The sequence below is a fragment of the Paraburkholderia solitsugae genome (genome assembly GCF_013177695.1).
GTDB classification, from domain to species: domain Bacteria; phylum Pseudomonadota; class Gammaproteobacteria; order Burkholderiales; family Burkholderiaceae; genus Paraburkholderia; species Paraburkholderia solitsugae.
Genome location: NZ_WOEY01000058.1, coordinates 57,176 through 72,378, shown reverse-complemented (window position 1 = coordinate 72,378; position 15,203 = coordinate 57,176). Strand labels below are relative to the sequence as shown.

Here is a 15,203-nt window from a genome sequence, read left to right as displayed (position 1 = left end):
CTGAAATGCTGGCGACGGCGCCGAAAGGAGGAGGCGCCGTGATTCGCGCTTCGCCCCCTGCTTAAACGTGATAGAAGTCGAGCACGGAATCGATGGTGTCGTTAAGCAAAACGACATGCTTCTTAAGGATTACCCAACTAAAACCGACCGGCTTCAGAAGATACGTTGCATCCCCGTAGAAGTATGAGGACTGCCCGAATCGATAGACGTGGGTAACCCATTTGCACCTCGCTTCCAGCTGCGAATCGGAAACCTGCTGAATCATCACGTTGCTGATCTGGTGCAAAGTGCGAGGCAACGGCGTCGAGGCCGCCGACTTGCCGGTCCCTAGGCGAAACACGCGGTCTTCCAGACCCGCGCGGTCCGCGTAGTAGATCAGCGACATGCTGCGCTTCGGGTCGGTGGTGTACACATGTTCCGAGTCCCACTGGGGAATGTGGAACTCCGAGTTCTCATCGAACAGTTCCAGATAGTCAACCCATTGACGCCTGTCGCACAGTTCCGACTTCCGGTACAGGAACTGTTCCACACTTCGTTGCAAATCGGCCATCATTGCTTCGCTCCTTCGGCGTTGCGGATCTTGGCTTCCAGTCCTTTGACGAGCGCATCCCGCCACGCGCCGTGCTGGTTGACGTAGAGCCCTTCGTGAGTCAGCTCCGCACCAGTGAGAACAGGCGCGATGCCTAGCGTTTCGGCATTCGGCGTGCTGCCCGTTATCCACTTGTCGCAGCCTCGGGAGATGTCGTTCCACTTCTCCATCCGGCCTTGGAAACCGCGTTGGGCTTCGCGGAATTCGGTCAGATCATCGGGCGTCCCCATGCCGGAGACGTTGAAGAAGTCTTCGAACTGGCGGATGCGGTTTTCCCGATCCGCGTCGGACTCGCCCTTGACGCCAATGCACTGGCTGAGGATCTCAGTCTTATTCCAGGCGACCGGTCGAATGATCCGCAACTGCGAGCTGATCTGATCCATGAAGAACAGGCTTGGATAGACGTTCAGGTTGCGTAGCCGGTTCATCATCCATTCCGCCTTCTTCTGGCCATACTCCTTGACGAGGCGGGGCATGATGGTTGCGTAGCCAGGACGCACCTCTGGATTCGGCATTTCGCTGAACAGCACACTGTGGCCGTTGGGGAACGAGAACCAGCCGTCATCGGTCGCGTCGTCGCCGGCCCCGAGCTTGCGGTAGTCGAGCGTGTTGTTGATGTCCGAGCCCTTCTTCGCGTTGATTTCCATGCGATGCGTGACCGTGGAGACGTAGTTGTAATGCACGGTGCTGACGTGATAGCCGTCGAGGCCGTTTTCGTTCTGCAGCTTCCAGTTGCCGGCGTAGGTGTAGTGGCCCTTGCCCGGCAGCACCTCGAGCTCGCCCGTCGGCGACTGCGCGACCATCAGGTCGAGAAAGGCCGTGGCATCGCCCAGGTAGTCCTCCAGCGACATCGTGCCCTCGTTATCGAGATTCACGAAAACGAAACCCTTGTAGCTCGCGACGCGGGCCTTCTTCAAGTCACGCTGGGAAAGGTCGAATCCCTCGGGGTACTCGGACGGTGCCTTCACCTTCAGCAGCTTGCCGTCGGAGCGAAACGTCCATGCATGAAATGAGCACGTGAACGTCGACTGATGTCCCTTGCTCATCCGGGTCAGCGTTGCGCCTCGATGTGCGCACGCATTGACAAGCGCGTTCAGCTCTCCGTTCGCACTGCGCGTGATAATCATCGGCTGGCGCCCGGCCTGCATCGTGACATAGTCATGCGGCTTGCTGAGCTCGCTCTCGTGACAGGCGTAGATCCAGTTCTTCTCGAAGATCATCTCCATCTCGAGTTCGAACAGCTCGGGTTCGGTAAACATGGCCCGGGCCACCCGGTAGATGTTGTCGTCCGGACGGAAGTCCAGGCAACCTGTGACGAATTCTCGCCACTCTTTCTCTGTTCGTACGATAGACATGAAATCTCCTTTCAACTGCCGATGACTGTGCTGCGATCGATTGAATGGTCTACGCCTGGCGCCGGGATCGCATCCGTCGTTACCTTTTCTTCACCAGGCAAGGTCAAGTGAGTTGCATCGCGCGGCGCAACACAACGGGCGCGCCGCCAGTGGCTTTCTTCACGACCCAGGCCGCGAGCGCGGAATCCATATAGTCCGAGTGCCCCGGAAACCAGTCCACCAGAGCCTCCGCCAGTTCGCGGCCTACTTCGGCATTGCCGGCGTTCACCAGCACCTGCACCTCGCGCACTGACGCCAGCACCTTCTCGTGCTCCTCGATGTGACAGTCCGTCGCCGGGTAGCGGGACGTCCTCATAAGATCTTCTTCAAGCCCGAAATGCGCCTCGATGTGACGGACAAAAGCGTCCAGCGCTGCAGGGAGCTGACAGTCGTCCGCATGGAGGATCGCGTTCACCAGCGTCACGAACTCCCGATGACTGTCATCCATCGCCTGATGCCCAATTAAATGACGGTCGTTCCAATCAAGATCAGCGGTGATATCCATCAGCACTCCTGCTTTAAATGTGTTGCACCACGCCTTCTGGACTTACGACCCGAACACGGGTTGGTTGACGCAGCATGCGGGTCGGTCAATAAGGCCAGCTAGCTGATGCTCGCGGCAAATTTCTCGAAATGGAACGAGGCTGACTTTACGTCCACATCGCGTAGATACTGGGCAACCGCTTCGACCATGGGCGGAGGGCCGCACAGGTAGATATCGACGTCGCCGTCGTTGAGGTGCGCGGGTTCGATGTGATGCGTGACGTAGCCCTTCTTCGGCCGCTCGCTGTTTGCGTCCACGACGCAGACTTCGAAAGTGAAGTTCGGGATCGCACGCGTGAAAGCCTCGAGCTTGTCGATCTCTACGACATCCCGGTCGGTGTTGACGCCATAAATCAGGTGAATCGGGAACGGGCTGCTGCCGGCCGCGACGATCTTGTCGAGCATCGCGAGGAACGGCGCGAGGCCCGTGCCGCCTGCCAGCATGAGGAGCGGGCGCACCAGCGGGCGCAGGTAGAAGCTCCCGAACGGCCCGTGCATGATCAACTCGCCCCCCGGCTTCGCCCGCTCCTTGAGGAAGTTGCTCATCAGGCCGCCTGGGACATTGCGAATCAGGAACGTCACACTGTCGCTGCGTGCCGTCATCGCACTAAACGAGTAGGCGCGTTGGCGCTGCTCCTCGCCCGGAACCTGCAGGTTGGCGTACTGGCCGGGGAGGAACACCAGGTCCTTCAGGCCATCGCCCTGAAGCACGAGCGAGAACGTGCTGTCGGAGAGGCGACTCACTTCCTTGATCTGGGTAACGTAGCTTTCCTGCCTGGTGTTGCAGGCGGTTGAACTGGTCGGCACGAGCACGACGCAATCGGCCGTCGGTCGCATCTGGCATGCCAGCGCGTAGCCCTGATCCGCTTCACTACTGCTGAGCGCATCTTCGATGTAGTCGCCGAGCGAATAACTACCGGATTCGACGCGGCACTTGCACGTGGCGCAGGCACCTTCCCGGCAGTCCATCGGAATGTTGATGCCTTGGCGATAGGCCGCGTCTACCACGGATTCTGTACTGCCGCAGTTGACGAAGCGGGTTACGCCGTCCTCGAAATTGAGCGCGATGTTAAAGCTCATTACCATGTCTCCAATCTAGTAGGCCGCTATTGCAGATTCGTTCGCATTGACGCTTCTTCGCTCAGTCAGCCACCCGCTCACTGCGCTCGCAGGCGGGATCGGCTGGACCGGGGGCTAAAGACGCCAATCACCGAATCACACAGCTGTTGATGGAAGTCTAGGGGGACCTGGGTAACCGGGCTATCCGGAATCTGCTGCAGGACTCAATTGCTCTGTCCGCTTCTTGCGAGGCAAAACGCCCTCCGGGTCGATGCCCGAAGGACGTTTTGCAGCGTACTGCGACGTACTTATTCCTTCGTCGAGGCGGCCTTCTCGATGAGCGCCGCAACGTCAGCCGGCCTCGACTCATACACGGCATGGCTGCCCGGCGCTTCAACCACCGTGGCGTCTGCGCGCTTGGCCATTGCGCGCTGGGCATCCGGCGGGATCATCCGGTCGTGGGTGGTGACCAGATACCAGCTCGGCTTCTCACGCCAGGCCGGCGTGGTAACTTCACCCGCTAGCGCTTCCACGCCCCATGGCACCTGGGCGTTCGCCAGGAACGCGGCACGCTCAGGCTTCACGTCGCCAGCAAACGCCTGGGCGAACTTCGCCTTGTCCAGCATCAGGAAGCCATTGACCGGCGGCAGGATGGGGGGCACCGGCGCGCCAGCAGGCGGGTTGGCGATGAGCTTCTGAACGGATTCGCCTTTGTCCGGGGCGAACGCGGCGATGTAGACGAGGCGCGAGACCTTGGGGTCGTTGCCGGCCTCCGTGATGACCACGCCGCCGTATGAATGGCCCACCAGAACCACGGGGCCATCCTGCGCGTCCACCACGGCTTTCGTCGCCGCTACATCGGCGGCCAGCGTGGTCGTGGGATTCTGAACGATGCTGACGTTGTAGCCTTTGGCCTTCAGCAGCTTGTACACCGCTTCCCAGCCGCCACCGTCGACGAAGCCGCCATGGACCAGCACCACATTTTTGACGGGCTCGGCGGCGACGGCATTGCTGCGTTCCGTGACGCCGATCGCCAGCGAGCTGAAGACCAGCACGCCAAGCAGGGAGCGCAAGGAAGGGAGAGTATTGGATCGCATCTGATACCTCTTCTATAAAGGGTGATGGAAGTGGTTGCCCTCTCAGGAATTGCCGCTGACGGAGGTCAATCGCACGCCTGTAGTCTGGTTGACAAAGCGGTGGAATCCATCACCCGGATTGCCTACCTCTTTTGGCATAGACGTCACGTTTGCGTGGTTCGCCGTCACTTCCCTGGCGAGGTGATCCGACTCAATCAGATGGTTGCGTGGATGAATACCGTCAACGGCGCAGCGCGTTTGCTGGCACGGGACGCGGATTCACCGAGATGCTTGCTTATGACCGGTTCTGCTAGCGATCGTTTGGGGCGACTGCGCTTGTCCGATTGCCGGAGACTCGACGTGCATTGCACGTCGATGGTTGGATTAGCGCTTCGGCCGACTTTGCGACTCACATCGTGAGCGATTGAAAACGACCGTTTTCCGTGCGAAATCGACACCCGAACGTCAGGATGACAGCGCGGCCGAACGGCAGGTCATGGTCGGAAGACGTCGGAATAATCGAGAGTTAGACCGCACTGGTGCGTTTCTTCTTAAATTGCTCGAAGCGGTCGCGGTAGGAAAATCTGCGTGCGTTCAGGAATCCGAAAACCTCGCATACCGCGCTCGCGTTCACGCCAACGTGACAGAGCCCGCAAGAGCAGTCTTGGCAGGGGACCTTTACGCTGCGCATTCGCCCTGCCATTGCGCGTTGCAGTGGTCATCGTGCCCGCAAACGCCAACCAGAGCGATATTTGTGTCGCAATGTATCTACCGGCTGGAGTGATACACAACATTGCAAATGACCGGCTTTTCCGACACAAGCCAGATACCTCAGCGAGTTCCAATGCATCAACGCCGGAATCGACATGCTTTCCACCTCGCAGATCCTAATCAGACTGCGCCTTGTGGTCCCCGATATCCGAGCGTCCTTCTGGTAGGACAGAACTCACTCTGGAGAAACGCATCATGAAATCGCTCATTCAAGCCGCTGTCGTTGCCGCCGCACTCGTCGCTCCGCTCGCCTCTTTCGCCCAGTCGAGCCAACCGGTGACCCGTGCGCAAGTTCGCGCCGAACTGGTTCAGCTCGAAAAGGCGGGTTATAACCCCGGCCGCAGCGCCGACGCATATTATCCGAACGATATTCAGGCTGCGGAAGCCCGCGTGGCTGCGCAAAATGACGCGACAAGCGGCATGGGCGGGGTGGTAGGCGGTTCGTCGGCGTCAGGTGGCCCCGTAGCGGCGCACGTCGCGACGAATGACGGCATGAAGCCGGTCTACTTCGGCCGATAACACCGCAGCCACAGCTCGCCCAACGCGAAACCGGCTCACGCGATTTCAGCGGACCATGCTGCCGTACGTGAAAGCGTGCGCGCAGAAATACAGGGATCGGGGACTCGTCGTGATTGGCATGCATGCGCCCGAATTCGCGTTTGAACGCAATATCGACATCTGGGCACGAACGATTTTTATCCGGAGCCCGTCCGCCTGCAGAACTGGCGCAACATCAAACCTGCGTTGCCTGCAATCAGACCCGCGTGGCCGATGCAATCGCGGATAACCTCGCGGCCAATCTTCCGACGATTTGCATTTCATCGCATTCGGAATGCGGATGGGGCCTCGCCGCATCCGGCTGCGGTCTCTATTGTTGTCGTTTTGAAAACTGTGAATTCACCGTGGCTGCGTTGATGTCCAGCGCATAGTGCTTAGAATGGATTGTATGGACAAACCGTTCACGCGCATCAGAGTGCTAACTGAATCGCATGATTCAACGATGTGGAGCAGTAGATGGACATCCTTGACCTGGCTCGGAAATCGGGAATGACGGTGGTTCTTGACGCGAAGATTGGACGTCAGGAGTACCGCACAGTGTACGGCTCAGTCGCGGCGCTTGAGCGCTTCGCCGAGCTTCTCGCAGCGTCGATGCACGACGAGCTGGTGGAGCAGGATTGATGCGCGTTGACAGCAATCTCAAACAGGAATCGCAATGAAGTACGACTCATCGAACTCAAGAAACATCGGCCGCGCTGAGCGCACGAACGACAAGCATGACGAAGGTTCGCCCTCCGAAGAGGTCGCACAGGCGGTCGGCAAAAAACGTGAAGCGGCAAGGAACTGGGCGTGGGCCCACAGCAGTGGATCATACGACTGGATGGACTCGCATAGTCTCGTCAGCACCCGGGACTCGATTCATTGAACGGGTTACCAGGAGGCGACGATTTTTGCGCGGCTCGTTTAAGGGCAACGCTTTTTGCCAATGCATCATCCAGTCGGCCTTCGGTGCCCGTTTAGGCACTGATATTGATGACGGAGCCGGTCGCGACACCCGGTCTCATACCGGCACCAGGCGTGCCTTGTAACAGCGAGGGCGAAGAATTTGCCAATGCGTTTATTGCGCTGCGTGCGCCAGATGCGTGATGGTGATGCTCGCTTTTTCCAAGACTGCTTTGTGACGTTGCGGTCTTGAGGTGTGCCGCAAAACTCGACTGGTTTGATTCACTTGCGGAGCTTTGGCCCGTCAGCGCCGACAGCCCGGAACGGATGGCGCTGCTCACGCCGCTGAGTAGCGTGGATGCTGCACCGAGTGGAATCATATTGACATCCGTCAGAATGGGGTAACCGAAAGGGCTGCGGCCTCGGACTAAACGGCCCCGGCTTTGCCCGCGACTTCGACGAAATGGCGGTCACATTCGAGTCTGTTTCGTCTGTGGAATCAAGTGTAGCGCGGGACGTGGAAATCAATTGGGCGAAGCGAGGGGTATTCGGCCGGCTGTTTGGCGGATTGCGGGAGCTTGGGTACCGGCAGGTCGTGCGTGCGGCGCTCCGCGACAAATGTCGAATGTGAACGGCCACCATGCCTCCCTGAACAACTCTCAGGCACCGGTCCACGTTTCCCTGATCAGCAACACTGGACACGTCGATTGCCGCAGGAAACGCTCCGCGACACTGCCGATCACCATGCGTCGCATGCCGCGCCGCCCATGCGTGCCCATCACGACAAGCTCGGCGTCAAGCCGGGAGGCGCAGCGAGCGAGGCAACTAGCAACGTCCTCGCCGAGGCCTTGCGTCTCGATGATCTCGGAATCACCCGTCACGTCGAACGCCTGCATCTTTGCGCAAGCCTCGTCGAGGAACCTGTGTCCTACCTGCCGCGCCGTGTCGGTCAGCAGATGCGGATCGCAGGCACCCGCATACGTGAACGCAGCAGACTGGTCCAGCACGTGGACAGCCGTCAGCTTGCCACCCGACAGTTTGGCGATCCGGATAGCCTCACTTACCGCATATTTCGACGCTTCACTGCCGTCCACTGCCACCAGAATATTTGCATACATGACTCCCTCCTAACGGAGTGTCGGGAAAAACAGGCATAGCCCTGGAACAAACGCAAGTTTGCCTGGCATCACGTTTAAATCGGGCGTCGGTCGAGTTTCCGCTCAGCGACATCGAATGCGGTCCGTACCGCTACGTTCGGATCGGAGTTCAGGCAATGCTCGATCGGCACGAGTTCGCCGTTACGCATGATCAGGTCGAGCCGCGCGTCGAAAACCGGACAACGGATATCGCTGGCAGGCGCGCTGGCCCCGGCACCTCCCGGCCGTTCACGAATAGCCTCGATCGCTAGGTGACAACCCGCGATAAACCTTTTGAACCGTTCGAGGCGCACCAGCTGCGTAGCCGCCTCGCCCTCGATCTGCGACGTCCCGGCAAAGCCGAGATAGACGATTTGCATGCCGACTCCCATCTCTGTTCTCCCAGACCTGCCGCGACCGGTCCTTCCGAGGTCCTGGCTTAACCGTGGGCACCCTGCCCGCCCTGCGCAGTCTCGTTGCCAGGCGAGCGCACAAGCAACACGGGACAGGTCGAAATGCGCAGTAAACGCTCGGCCACACTACCCAGCACGATCCTGCTCGCGCCGCGCCGGCCGTGTGTTCCCATCACAACGAGATCGATCTTCTGCCGCTGAATGCACCGTTCGAGACAGCTCGGGATATCGTCGGCGGCATTTTGCGTTTCGTCGATTTCGATATCGCCCGGGATCCCCCGGTCGGCCATCGCCACGCGCACCGCTTCCAACGCTAGCCGGCCGTCTTCTCGCAGCACTGTGCCGAGCGCCTCCGGTTCATAGTAGCCGGCATACGGAGCGATCCCCCATTTGCTTACGACGTATAACGCGTGCACGCGAGCGCGAGCCAACGCCGCGATCCGGAATGCCTCTTCCGTGGCTCGTTTCGATGTGTCGCTTCCGTCTACCGCTAACAGAATCTTCTGATACATGATGTCCCGTTCCCCCGAAGCTTGTGCTCCGTTCGCCACCTCGCTCAACGGTGTGGTTTCGTCGACGGAAACCACATCCTGAGTCATCACGTCCGCTCCCGGATACGGGTTCCGGCGATTCCGTCCCCCTACGCCTCAGACTATGCAATGCAGCGGCCGCCCTGTTGACGCAGGCCAATGGGAAGTCCCTATGTGCCGCGCGTCCAGCGCAAGGCCACGCGCGGCTCCCGGTCGCACACTACCCGACCGTCAGATTGTCGATGACCGCATGCACGCCGGGCGCCGACCACGCTGCCCGCCGCGCTTGGTCGCGCATCGACGCAGTGTTGCAGCGCCCCTGCTCGTATCGCCATCCGGCAGGGCGCATCCGGCGAATCGAAACCCATATTTCCGTGATCTATCTGGCCGGGCGATTTGCGTACAAGATCAAGAAGCCTGTTGACCTGGGATTCGTCGACTTCACGGACGTGCCCGCGAGGCAGCATGACTGTAATGAAGAGGTGAGGCTGAACCGGAGGGTCGCGTGAATCCGGCTGCGGTCGCAAGGGAACCGAAACGGCTTGATCCAGCCTCGTTAGCGGATTGCCAGCACCGCGGCCCCCGTCAGCTTCCCCTCCCGCAGATCGGCAAGCGCCCGGTTGGCCTCGCCCAGCGGATAACGCGTCGTTTCGATGTCGAGCGGAATCTCGGCGGCCAGACGCATGAACGCCAGCCCGTCTTCGCGCGTGAGATTTGCCACCGACACCACGCGACGCTCGCCCCATAGAAAGTCATACGGAAAGGACGGGATGTCGCTCATGTGAATCCCGCCACACACCACAATGCCGCCTTTCACCACCGCCTTCAGCGCGATCGGCACGAGCGCACCGACTGGCGCGAAGAGCAGCGCAGCGTCGAGTTCGTCCGGCGCCGCTTCGTTGCTGCTGCCGGCCCACGTCGCGCCGAGGCGCAGCGCGAGTTGTTGAGCCGCCACGTCGCCGTCACGCGTGAAGGCATAAACCGTGCGCCCCTGATGAATCGCGATCTGGGCGACGATATGCGCGGCTGCGCCAAAGCCGTAGATGCCGATCCGCTCTGCGTCGCCTGCCATGGCCAGCGTGCGATAGCCGATGAGTCCCGCGCACAGCAGTGGCGCCGCTTCCACGTCCGAATATCGGTCAGGCAGATGAAAGCAGTAACGGCTGTCGGCGACCGTTCGCTCGGCGTAACCGCCGTCGATCGTATAGCCCGTAAAACCCGGCTCATCGCACAGATTCTCGCGACCGGAGAGACAGTAACGGCAGTGGCCACATGTGTAGCCTACCCATGGCACGGCGACCCGTTCACCCACGCTGAAACCACTTACTCCGGCCCCCACCGCCGCAACAGTGCCGACGATTTCATGGCCCGGGATCACCGGCTGCTTTGGATGGGGCAGTTCGTGGTCAATCAGATGCAGGTCGGTACGGCAAATACCGCATGCGTGGACATCGATCAGCAACTGGCCCGCAGCCGGCACAGGATCTGGAACCTGCAGGTCGCGTAGGAGACCGCCGGTATCATCGAATACCATTGCCCGCATCTCACACCTCTCTTGCGTGATGGTTGCCGTTGGCACGGTGGTGAGAGGCGCTCTGCCTCACCTTGTCGGATACGCGCTTGATCGCAATGACCTGAATATAGTCGTGGACACGCGCGCCGGCCGACAGACGACTTATCTCATCGCCTACCATGCGAGCAAGATCGTCTTCGCTCAGCGCCGTCCCTTGTGCGATCTCGAGCAGCGGCACCAATAGTTTATCGCGAGGCATGACGGAACTCCGGGTGGGGATACGGCTAAGGAAATATCGTGGACGTCACTGCACTTCGCCTACTACCCCGCGAAAATTCATCTCCGCATGCCTGATCTCGTCCGCGCATATTCCGTAAGTCCATGCCGGGTCGCCATCACTCGCGTACACGCCGCGGCACATGCCTTTCAGCCGGACTGTCGTCGTGCCGCTCTCATCGGTGGTCCGCTCGGCCCAGAAATAGGCAATGCCCGATTCGTGGGGCGCTTCTGTTTCGATGACCGATTCGTCGAGGCGGTTGATCGGCGTTCTCGAGTAAAGCTCCACATAAAGCCGCGTGCGGTTCCATATCTGATCGCACACCGCGCGTGAACTACAGGTCACCCGCGCCTGTTCTCGCGCCTCCTCAAGCTGCGTTTCGGTCTGCCGGAACGCAATCATCTGGTTTGCCGTGGTGCAGGCCGCAAGACCGGCCGTCATCAGCAGGAACAGCAGGAACAGGGCCGTGGTCAAATCAACCGGCAGGCGGATGCATTTCATATCAGCTCGCTCAGCGCACAATGCATGGATCGATTTTCACGCTGACAGTCGCCGGCGCAGCAAGGACTCCCGAGAAGCGCGGCGGGGTCATTGCGGCGCGTTTCACGCTCGCATCGAGCCGCGCAGCGTGCCGAAATCAGTGCGCGGCGGCCTCGTTGTATGCTTTTCGTGTGACGGCGATCTGCCTGTCAACCCCGCCGAGTTGCCTGGACAGCGACGAGCGGCATGACTGCCCATGCGATCGTTTTCCACATGTCTCGACCTCGTACTGAGCCATTGCGCGGGAATGCGCTGAGCCCATCGCGCCTCCGATGTTGAATGCCGACCCGTTTCCGTGGCCGTCCGCTAGATGCCCGGCATCACCGGATAAGGCTCGGTGTGATCCTTCACGCGCTTGACGCCGGGTATGTTCTGCGCCGCCGCACGAACCGCGTCGACGGCTTCGATCGAATGGAAGATGCCCCACAGATGCACGACTCCGTCGGTGACGACAATATTGCGTCCCGCGAAGCTCCACTTACGGCCCGCCAGTTCGCCCATCAACATGGCGCGGATCTCGGCGTCCGAGAGCGTCACATCCGTTGACGGCTCGTCCGGTACGCTTGCCAGCGCCTGCACGAGATTGGCGCGGCTCACGATGCCCACGAGCCGCCCCGCTTTCATCACGGGCACGCGCTTGATGCGCCGCGTCTCGAGAATGCCGGCCACTTCGCCGAGCGGTGTTTCGGGCTGAACGCTCACCACGCCCGCGGTCATTACGTCGCGCACTTTCACCGCATGGGTCTTGATGTAGTCCCTTGCTTCATGGCTCGCGGACCAGAGATCGAGCCACGAAGTTCGCGTGCGCTCCTCGGTGCCGATTTCGCTGCGGCGAAGCAGATCCCCTTCGCTGATCATGCCGGCGACATGGCCGTCCGGATCCAGGACCGGCGCGCCGCTGATGCCGTTGTCGACAAACATTCTGGCCACCTCTCGCACGGTCATGTCGGGCGTGACCGATATGACGTTGCTGGTCATGACATCGGATGCGCGCATGGTAAGCCTCCTGAACAGTTAGGATCCTTGAATTCGGGGGGCCGGTCCTTCTCGATCGTCAGTATCCGGACGCCGGCAAGCCCTCGTATGGTTTGAGATTAGGCCGGCACGGCGTCCTGTCGTTTGACATGGATCATCTCGAATGTCGTTGCGTGTACCTGTCGATCCGTCCGCTGTGACAGCGCCCTGCGAAGTGATAGATAAGGAGGGTGTGACAGACATCACTCAGGCTCAACAGAAGATTCGCGAGGCTCAATCGAAAACGTGTTCGACATTTTGAGCCTCACCCAGTCCATGCCTTCGCGCAAACCGCCAAGCACGGCTTCGCGCTCCGTGGGAAATACATTGCTGTGGATGAACTCATGTTTGAAGATTCCCTCTGGCGTGTGATGGCTGAACTGGATCGAGCAATTGAAGCCGCCTGCTGTGCGATGTGTGGTTGCGGCGACCGACCAGTCGCCGTCGCTCACGTTACCCGAGATTGTCATGAGTCGCTCCTTGTTGATGCGTCATCATCATGGATCGAGTTTTCTCAACGGCTAGGACACCTCGATGATGACTTTCAGCGCATGCGTCTCGGACGCGCGGTCGAAAGTGTCGTAAGCACCGGCGACAGCTTCGAGTTGGAAGCGGTGCGTGATCAGCCGCGCAGGGTCGATGCGGCCCGAGCGAACGGTTTTGAGCAGCATCGGTGTGCTCACGGTATCGACGAGGCGCGTCGTGATCGCGATGTTGCGATCCCACAATTTTTCAAGGTGCAGCTCGGCTTTCACGCCGTGCACGCCCACATTCGCAATCACGCCGCCGGGCGCAATGAGCGCCTCGCACAACTCGAACGTAGCCGGTATGCCAACCGCCTCGATCGCACAGTCGACGCCCATCTGCTCCGTCAGCTTCATCACAGCGGCAACCGGATCGGCGTGGCCGCTATCGATGCACGCGGTGGCGCCGAAGCGCTTCGCCACTTCAAGACGGTTTGCATCGTGGTCGATCATCACGATCTGCGCCGGCGAATAGAACTGTGCGGTTAGCAGTGCTGCGAGACCGATCGGGCCCGCCCCGACAATCGCCACCGTGCTGCCCGGTTGCACCTTGCCGTTTAGCACGCCGCATTCGAAGCCGGTGGGCAGGATGTCCGAGAGCATCACGAGCGCTTCTTCATCGGCGCCGGTCGGAATCGGATACAGACTCGTCTCGGCGTGAGGAATGCGCACGTATTCGGCCTGGGTGCCGTCGATCTTGTTGCCGAGAATCCAGCCGCCGGTGGTGCAATGCGAATACATGCCGCGTCGGCAGTAGTCGCATTTGCCGCACGACGAGATGCATGAAATCAGCACCCTGTCGCCCGGTTTGAACGCCGACACCGCAGCGCCGACCTCCTGCACGATGCCGACCCCCTCGTGGCCGAGAATGCGCCCTGGCTCACAAGTCGGCACGTCGCCCTTCAGAATATGCAGATCAGTGCCGCAAATCGTGGTACGTGTCATCTTGACGATCGCGTCGCCAGGTGCGGCGAGCTTGGGAATGGGCCGATCGTCGAGCGATTTCTTACCGGGACCGTGATACACGAGCGCTTTCATAAGGGTTACCTCCATTGATCGAAACGAGCGTGCTGTACGACCGACTTTAGGCTGGCTCACGCAGACTCGATTGATATGAATCAAGCGATACGTATCGGCGCTCACGCAGCGGAATGAATGACCTCGGTCAATTTCCGCCGACCGCGCGCAGCGAGGCTGGCGCCCCCTCCTTCAGCCCATATGCATGCCGCCATTGATCGCGAAGTTCGCGCCTGTGACGAAGCCCGCATCGTCAGAACAGAGAAATGCGATCAGAGCAGCGACTTCGTCAGGCTGACCGAGCCGGCCCACCGGAATCTGCGGCAGAATTCTCGTTTCCATCACGTCCTTCGGCACGGCTGCGGTCATCGCGGTTTCCAGGTAGCCAGGCGAAACGGTATTGACCGTTACGCCGTGTTTCGCGACTTCCAGCGCCAACGACATGGTAAAGCCGTGAATCCCGGCTTTAGCCGCCGCGTAATTGGTCTGCCCGAAGGCGCCGCGCTCACCGTTCACCGAGCCGATATTGACGACGCGCCCGAAGCCTTGCTCAAGCATTCCGCCGAGCAAGGGCTTGGTCATATTGAACAGCGCGTCGAGATCGGTGCGTAGCACCGCATCCCAGTCGTCCTTGTTCATTTTGGCAAAGGTCGAATCGCGCGTGATGCCGGCATTGTTGACGAGAATGTCGACCGAACCAAATTCACTCAGGACGCGCTCGGCGCAATGTGCGCATGAGTCGAAACGGGTCACGTCGACTTCGTAGGCGTGAAAGTGGCGACCGGCGTCGCGTTCGCGCATCAACCAGGTGGCGACATGATCGTTACGTTCCGAGTGCGACATGGCGACCACCATGCCGGCGGCATGGAGACGCCGGCTAATGGCGGCGCCGAGCCCGCCCATGCCGCCGGTGATGAATGCAACGCGCTTAACTGACATGCTGATCTCCTTGAGGCGAACGGCTCTGTGCCGCAACGGGTGGCGCTGCCATTGATCGCGAGGCAGCAGTGCGTCCAATGTAGGGGGTGCCGGCGAAAGCCCGTTGACCTGTATCAAGCGCGCACCTGGCCATACTTATCGTGAGCGTGCCCTGCCCCAGTTGAGTTGTGCTCAGGCGTCGGCGTCGGCTTCGGTTTCCCGAACCAGCAACACAGGGCACGCCGGTCAAGACATCAGACGGACGGCGGCCCACAGTCGCCTGACTGGCTAGAGCTGCGTGGCGAACTGGAACAGCGGCACCCGCAAAATCAAGGGCTATTCCGCCGACGAAATCATCGGCCGTCATTTTTCTGTTTTCTATACACCTGAAGACGTCGCATCGGACAAGCCCGGACGAGAACTCGCCATTGCCGCCACCCGGCGCCGGC

General features: G+C 60.3%; 20 protein-coding genes and 1 pseudogene. 5 read left to right on the top strand and 16 right to left on the bottom strand.

What is annotated here, in order from left to right:
- Positions 1-61: 61 nt before the first annotated feature.
- The 5 genes from antB to GNZ12_RS14360 all read right to left on the bottom strand — a co-directional run bounded on the left by antB (position 62) and on the right by GNZ12_RS14360 (position 4,682).
- Entirely contained in the window at positions 62-550 is a 489-nt protein-coding gene (gene antB, locus GNZ12_RS14380; protein WP_216673213.1) for an anthranilate 1,2-dioxygenase small subunit, read from the bottom strand.
- Positions 550-1,944 carry an anthranilate 1,2-dioxygenase large subunit gene (gene antA / locus GNZ12_RS14375; protein ID WP_172310939.1) on the bottom strand — a complete coding sequence of 465 codons (1,395 nt, stop codon included), beginning with the start codon at positions 1,942-1,944 and terminating at the stop codon, positions 550-552. Before antA ends, antB begins: the two co-directional genes overlap by 1 nt.
- Before the next feature lie 103 nt (positions 1,945-2,047).
- Positions 2,048-2,488, bottom strand: a complete 441-nt coding sequence (locus GNZ12_RS14370) for a bacteriohemerythrin (RefSeq protein WP_172310938.1) — start codon at positions 2,486-2,488, stop codon at positions 2,048-2,050.
- A 98-nt stretch (positions 2,489-2,586) separates the two neighbouring features.
- Entirely contained in the window at positions 2,587-3,606 is a 1,020-nt protein-coding gene (benC, locus tag GNZ12_RS14365; RefSeq protein WP_172310937.1) for a benzoate 1,2-dioxygenase electron transfer component BenC, read from the bottom strand.
- 287 nt (positions 3,607-3,893) lie between these two features.
- Positions 3,894-4,682 (bottom strand): alpha/beta fold hydrolase, encoded by a 789-nt coding sequence (locus tag GNZ12_RS14360; protein ID WP_172310936.1) that lies wholly within the window; start codon positions 4,680-4,682, stop codon positions 3,894-3,896.
- Between the two features lie 945 nt (positions 4,683-5,627).
- Here GNZ12_RS14360 and GNZ12_RS14355 point away from each other — a divergent pair.
- The 3 genes from GNZ12_RS14355 (at position 5,628) to GNZ12_RS14345 (ending at position 6,855) form a co-directional block, all read left to right on the top strand.
- Positions 5,628-5,951 carry a DUF4148 domain-containing protein gene (locus tag GNZ12_RS14355; RefSeq protein ID WP_172310935.1) on the top strand — a complete coding sequence of 108 codons (324 nt, stop codon included), beginning with the start codon at positions 5,628-5,630 and terminating at the stop codon, positions 5,949-5,951.
- A 495-nt stretch (positions 5,952-6,446) separates the two neighbouring features.
- Positions 6,447-6,611 (top strand): hypothetical protein, encoded by a 165-nt coding sequence (locus tag GNZ12_RS14350; protein WP_172176461.1) that lies wholly within the window; start codon positions 6,447-6,449, stop codon positions 6,609-6,611.
- Positions 6,612-6,645: 34 nt separating this feature from the next.
- Positions 6,646-6,855, top strand: coding sequence for a hypothetical protein (locus tag GNZ12_RS14345; protein WP_172310934.1), 210 nt, complete (start codon positions 6,646-6,648; stop codon positions 6,853-6,855).
- A gap of 91 nt (positions 6,856-6,946) precedes the next feature.
- Here GNZ12_RS14345 and GNZ12_RS14340 read toward each other — a convergent pair whose 3' ends face one another.
- The 4 genes from GNZ12_RS14340 to GNZ12_RS14325 all read right to left on the bottom strand — a co-directional run bounded on the left by GNZ12_RS14340 (position 6,947) and on the right by GNZ12_RS14325 (position 8,933).
- Positions 6,947-7,252 (bottom strand): hypothetical protein, encoded by a 306-nt coding sequence (locus GNZ12_RS14340; RefSeq protein ID WP_172310933.1) that lies wholly within the window; start codon positions 7,250-7,252, stop codon positions 6,947-6,949.
- Between the two features lie 279 nt (positions 7,253-7,531).
- The gene (locus GNZ12_RS14335) at positions 7,532-7,990 is read right to left on the bottom strand and encodes a universal stress protein (protein ID WP_172310932.1); all 459 of its coding nucleotides are present in this window, start codon (positions 7,988-7,990) and stop codon (positions 7,532-7,534) included.
- Between the two features lie 74 nt (positions 7,991-8,064).
- Positions 8,065-8,388: a hypothetical protein gene (locus GNZ12_RS14330; RefSeq protein WP_235993728.1), complete on the bottom strand. Its 324-nt coding sequence runs from the start codon at positions 8,386-8,388 to the stop codon at positions 8,065-8,067.
- Between the two features lie 59 nt (positions 8,389-8,447).
- Positions 8,448-8,933, bottom strand: coding sequence for a universal stress protein (locus GNZ12_RS14325; RefSeq protein ID WP_172311009.1), 486 nt, complete (start codon positions 8,931-8,933; stop codon positions 8,448-8,450).
- 260 nt (positions 8,934-9,193) lie between these two features.
- Between GNZ12_RS14325 and GNZ12_RS45525 the strand changes: the two genes are divergently transcribed.
- A complete protein-coding gene (locus tag GNZ12_RS45525; RefSeq protein ID WP_407947701.1) occupies positions 9,194-9,460 on the top strand; it encodes a hypothetical protein in 267 nt (88 codons plus the stop codon).
- A gap of 47 nt (positions 9,461-9,507) precedes the next feature.
- Here the strand turns inward: GNZ12_RS45525 and GNZ12_RS14315 are convergent, their stop codons facing one another.
- The 7 genes from GNZ12_RS14315 to GNZ12_RS14285 form a co-directional block, all read right to left on the bottom strand.
- The gene (locus GNZ12_RS14315; RefSeq protein WP_172310929.1) at positions 9,508-10,494 is read right to left on the bottom strand and encodes a zinc-dependent alcohol dehydrogenase family protein; all 987 of its coding nucleotides are present in this window, start codon (positions 10,492-10,494) and stop codon (positions 9,508-9,510) included.
- A gap of 1 nt (position 10,495) precedes the next feature.
- Entirely contained in the window at positions 10,496-10,723 is a 228-nt protein-coding gene (locus GNZ12_RS14310; protein WP_172310928.1) for a DUF3562 domain-containing protein, read from the bottom strand.
- 45 nt (positions 10,724-10,768) lie between these two features.
- On the bottom strand, positions 10,769-11,242 hold the full coding sequence (locus tag GNZ12_RS14305) for a hypothetical protein (protein WP_235993727.1): 474 nt from the start codon (positions 11,240-11,242) through the stop codon (positions 10,769-10,771).
- Between the two features lie 345 nt (positions 11,243-11,587).
- Entirely contained in the window at positions 11,588-12,277 is a 690-nt protein-coding gene (locus GNZ12_RS14300; protein ID WP_172310927.1) for a CBS domain-containing protein, read from the bottom strand.
- A gap of 221 nt (positions 12,278-12,498) precedes the next feature.
- On the bottom strand, positions 12,499-12,765 hold the full coding sequence (locus GNZ12_RS14295) for a UDP-glucose 4-epimerase (RefSeq protein ID WP_172310926.1): 267 nt from the start codon (positions 12,763-12,765) through the stop codon (positions 12,499-12,501).
- A gap of 51 nt (positions 12,766-12,816) precedes the next feature.
- On the bottom strand, positions 12,817-13,857 hold the full coding sequence (locus GNZ12_RS14290; protein WP_172310925.1) for a zinc-dependent alcohol dehydrogenase family protein: 1,041 nt from the start codon (positions 13,855-13,857) through the stop codon (positions 12,817-12,819).
- Positions 13,858-14,028: 171 nt separating this feature from the next.
- Entirely contained in the window at positions 14,029-14,775 is a 747-nt protein-coding gene (locus tag GNZ12_RS14285) for a beta-ketoacyl-ACP reductase (RefSeq protein ID WP_172310924.1), read from the bottom strand.
- A gap of 277 nt (positions 14,776-15,052) precedes the next feature.
- Here GNZ12_RS14285 and GNZ12_RS45765 point away from each other — a divergent pair.
- Positions 15,053-15,187 (top strand): annotated as a pseudogene (locus GNZ12_RS45765) (histidine kinase); the annotation flags it as partial.
- Positions 15,188-15,203 lie beyond the last annotated feature (16 nt).

Bases quoted from the DNA above. Each gene is read 5' to 3' on its own strand.
- GNZ12_RS14345 (WP_172310934.1), top strand. From the start codon at position 6,646: ATGAAGTACGACTCATCGAACTCAAGAAACATCGGCCGCGCTGAGCGC.
- GNZ12_RS14315 (WP_172310929.1), bottom strand. From the start codon at position 10,494: ATGCGGGCAATGGTATTCGATGATACCGGCGGTCTCCTACGCGACCTG.
- antB (WP_216673213.1), bottom strand. From the start codon at position 550: ATGGCCGATTTGCAACGAAGTGTGGAACAGTTCCTGTACCGGAAGTCG.
- GNZ12_RS14305 (WP_235993727.1), bottom strand. From the start codon at position 11,242: ATGAAATGCATCCGCCTGCCGGTTGATTTGACCACGGCCCTGTTCCTG.
- GNZ12_RS14285 (WP_172310924.1), bottom strand. From the start codon at position 14,775: ATGTCAGTTAAGCGCGTTGCATTCATCACCGGCGGCATGGGCGGGCTC.
- GNZ12_RS14300 (WP_172310927.1), bottom strand. From the start codon at position 12,277: ATGCGCGCATCCGATGTCATGACCAGCAACGTCATATCGGTCACGCCC.
- benC (WP_172310937.1), bottom strand. From the start codon at position 3,606: ATGAGCTTTAACATCGCGCTCAATTTCGAGGACGGCGTAACCCGCTTC.
- GNZ12_RS14290 (WP_172310925.1), bottom strand. From the start codon at position 13,857: ATGAAAGCGCTCGTGTATCACGGTCCCGGTAAGAAATCGCTCGACGAT.
- GNZ12_RS14335 (WP_172310932.1), bottom strand. From the start codon at position 7,990: ATGTATGCAAATATTCTGGTGGCAGTGGACGGCAGTGAAGCGTCGAAA.
- GNZ12_RS14360 (WP_172310936.1), bottom strand. From the start codon at position 4,682: ATGCGATCCAATACTCTCCCTTCCTTGCGCTCCCTGCTTGGCGTGCTG.
- GNZ12_RS14330 (WP_235993728.1), bottom strand. From the start codon at position 8,388: ATGCAAATCGTCTATCTCGGCTTTGCCGGGACGTCGCAGATCGAGGGC.
- GNZ12_RS14340 (WP_172310933.1), bottom strand. From the start codon at position 7,252: ATGATTCCACTCGGTGCAGCATCCACGCTACTCAGCGGCGTGAGCAGC.
- GNZ12_RS45525 (WP_407947701.1), top strand. From the start codon at position 9,194: ATGACCGCATGCACGCCGGGCGCCGACCACGCTGCCCGCCGCGCTTGG.
- GNZ12_RS14350 (WP_172176461.1), top strand. From the start codon at position 6,447: ATGGACATCCTTGACCTGGCTCGGAAATCGGGAATGACGGTGGTTCTT.
- GNZ12_RS14325 (WP_172311009.1), bottom strand. From the start codon at position 8,933: ATGTATCAGAAGATTCTGTTAGCGGTAGACGGAAGCGACACATCGAAA.
- GNZ12_RS14310 (WP_172310928.1), bottom strand. From the start codon at position 10,723: ATGCCTCGCGATAAACTATTGGTGCCGCTGCTCGAGATCGCACAAGGG.
- GNZ12_RS14295 (WP_172310926.1), bottom strand. From the start codon at position 12,765: ATGACAATCTCGGGTAACGTGAGCGACGGCGACTGGTCGGTCGCCGCA.
- antA (WP_172310939.1), bottom strand. From the start codon at position 1,944: ATGTCTATCGTACGAACAGAGAAAGAGTGGCGAGAATTCGTCACAGGT.
- GNZ12_RS14370 (WP_172310938.1), bottom strand. From the start codon at position 2,488: ATGGATATCACCGCTGATCTTGATTGGAACGACCGTCATTTAATTGGG.
- GNZ12_RS14355 (WP_172310935.1), top strand. From the start codon at position 5,628: ATGAAATCGCTCATTCAAGCCGCTGTCGTTGCCGCCGCACTCGTCGCT.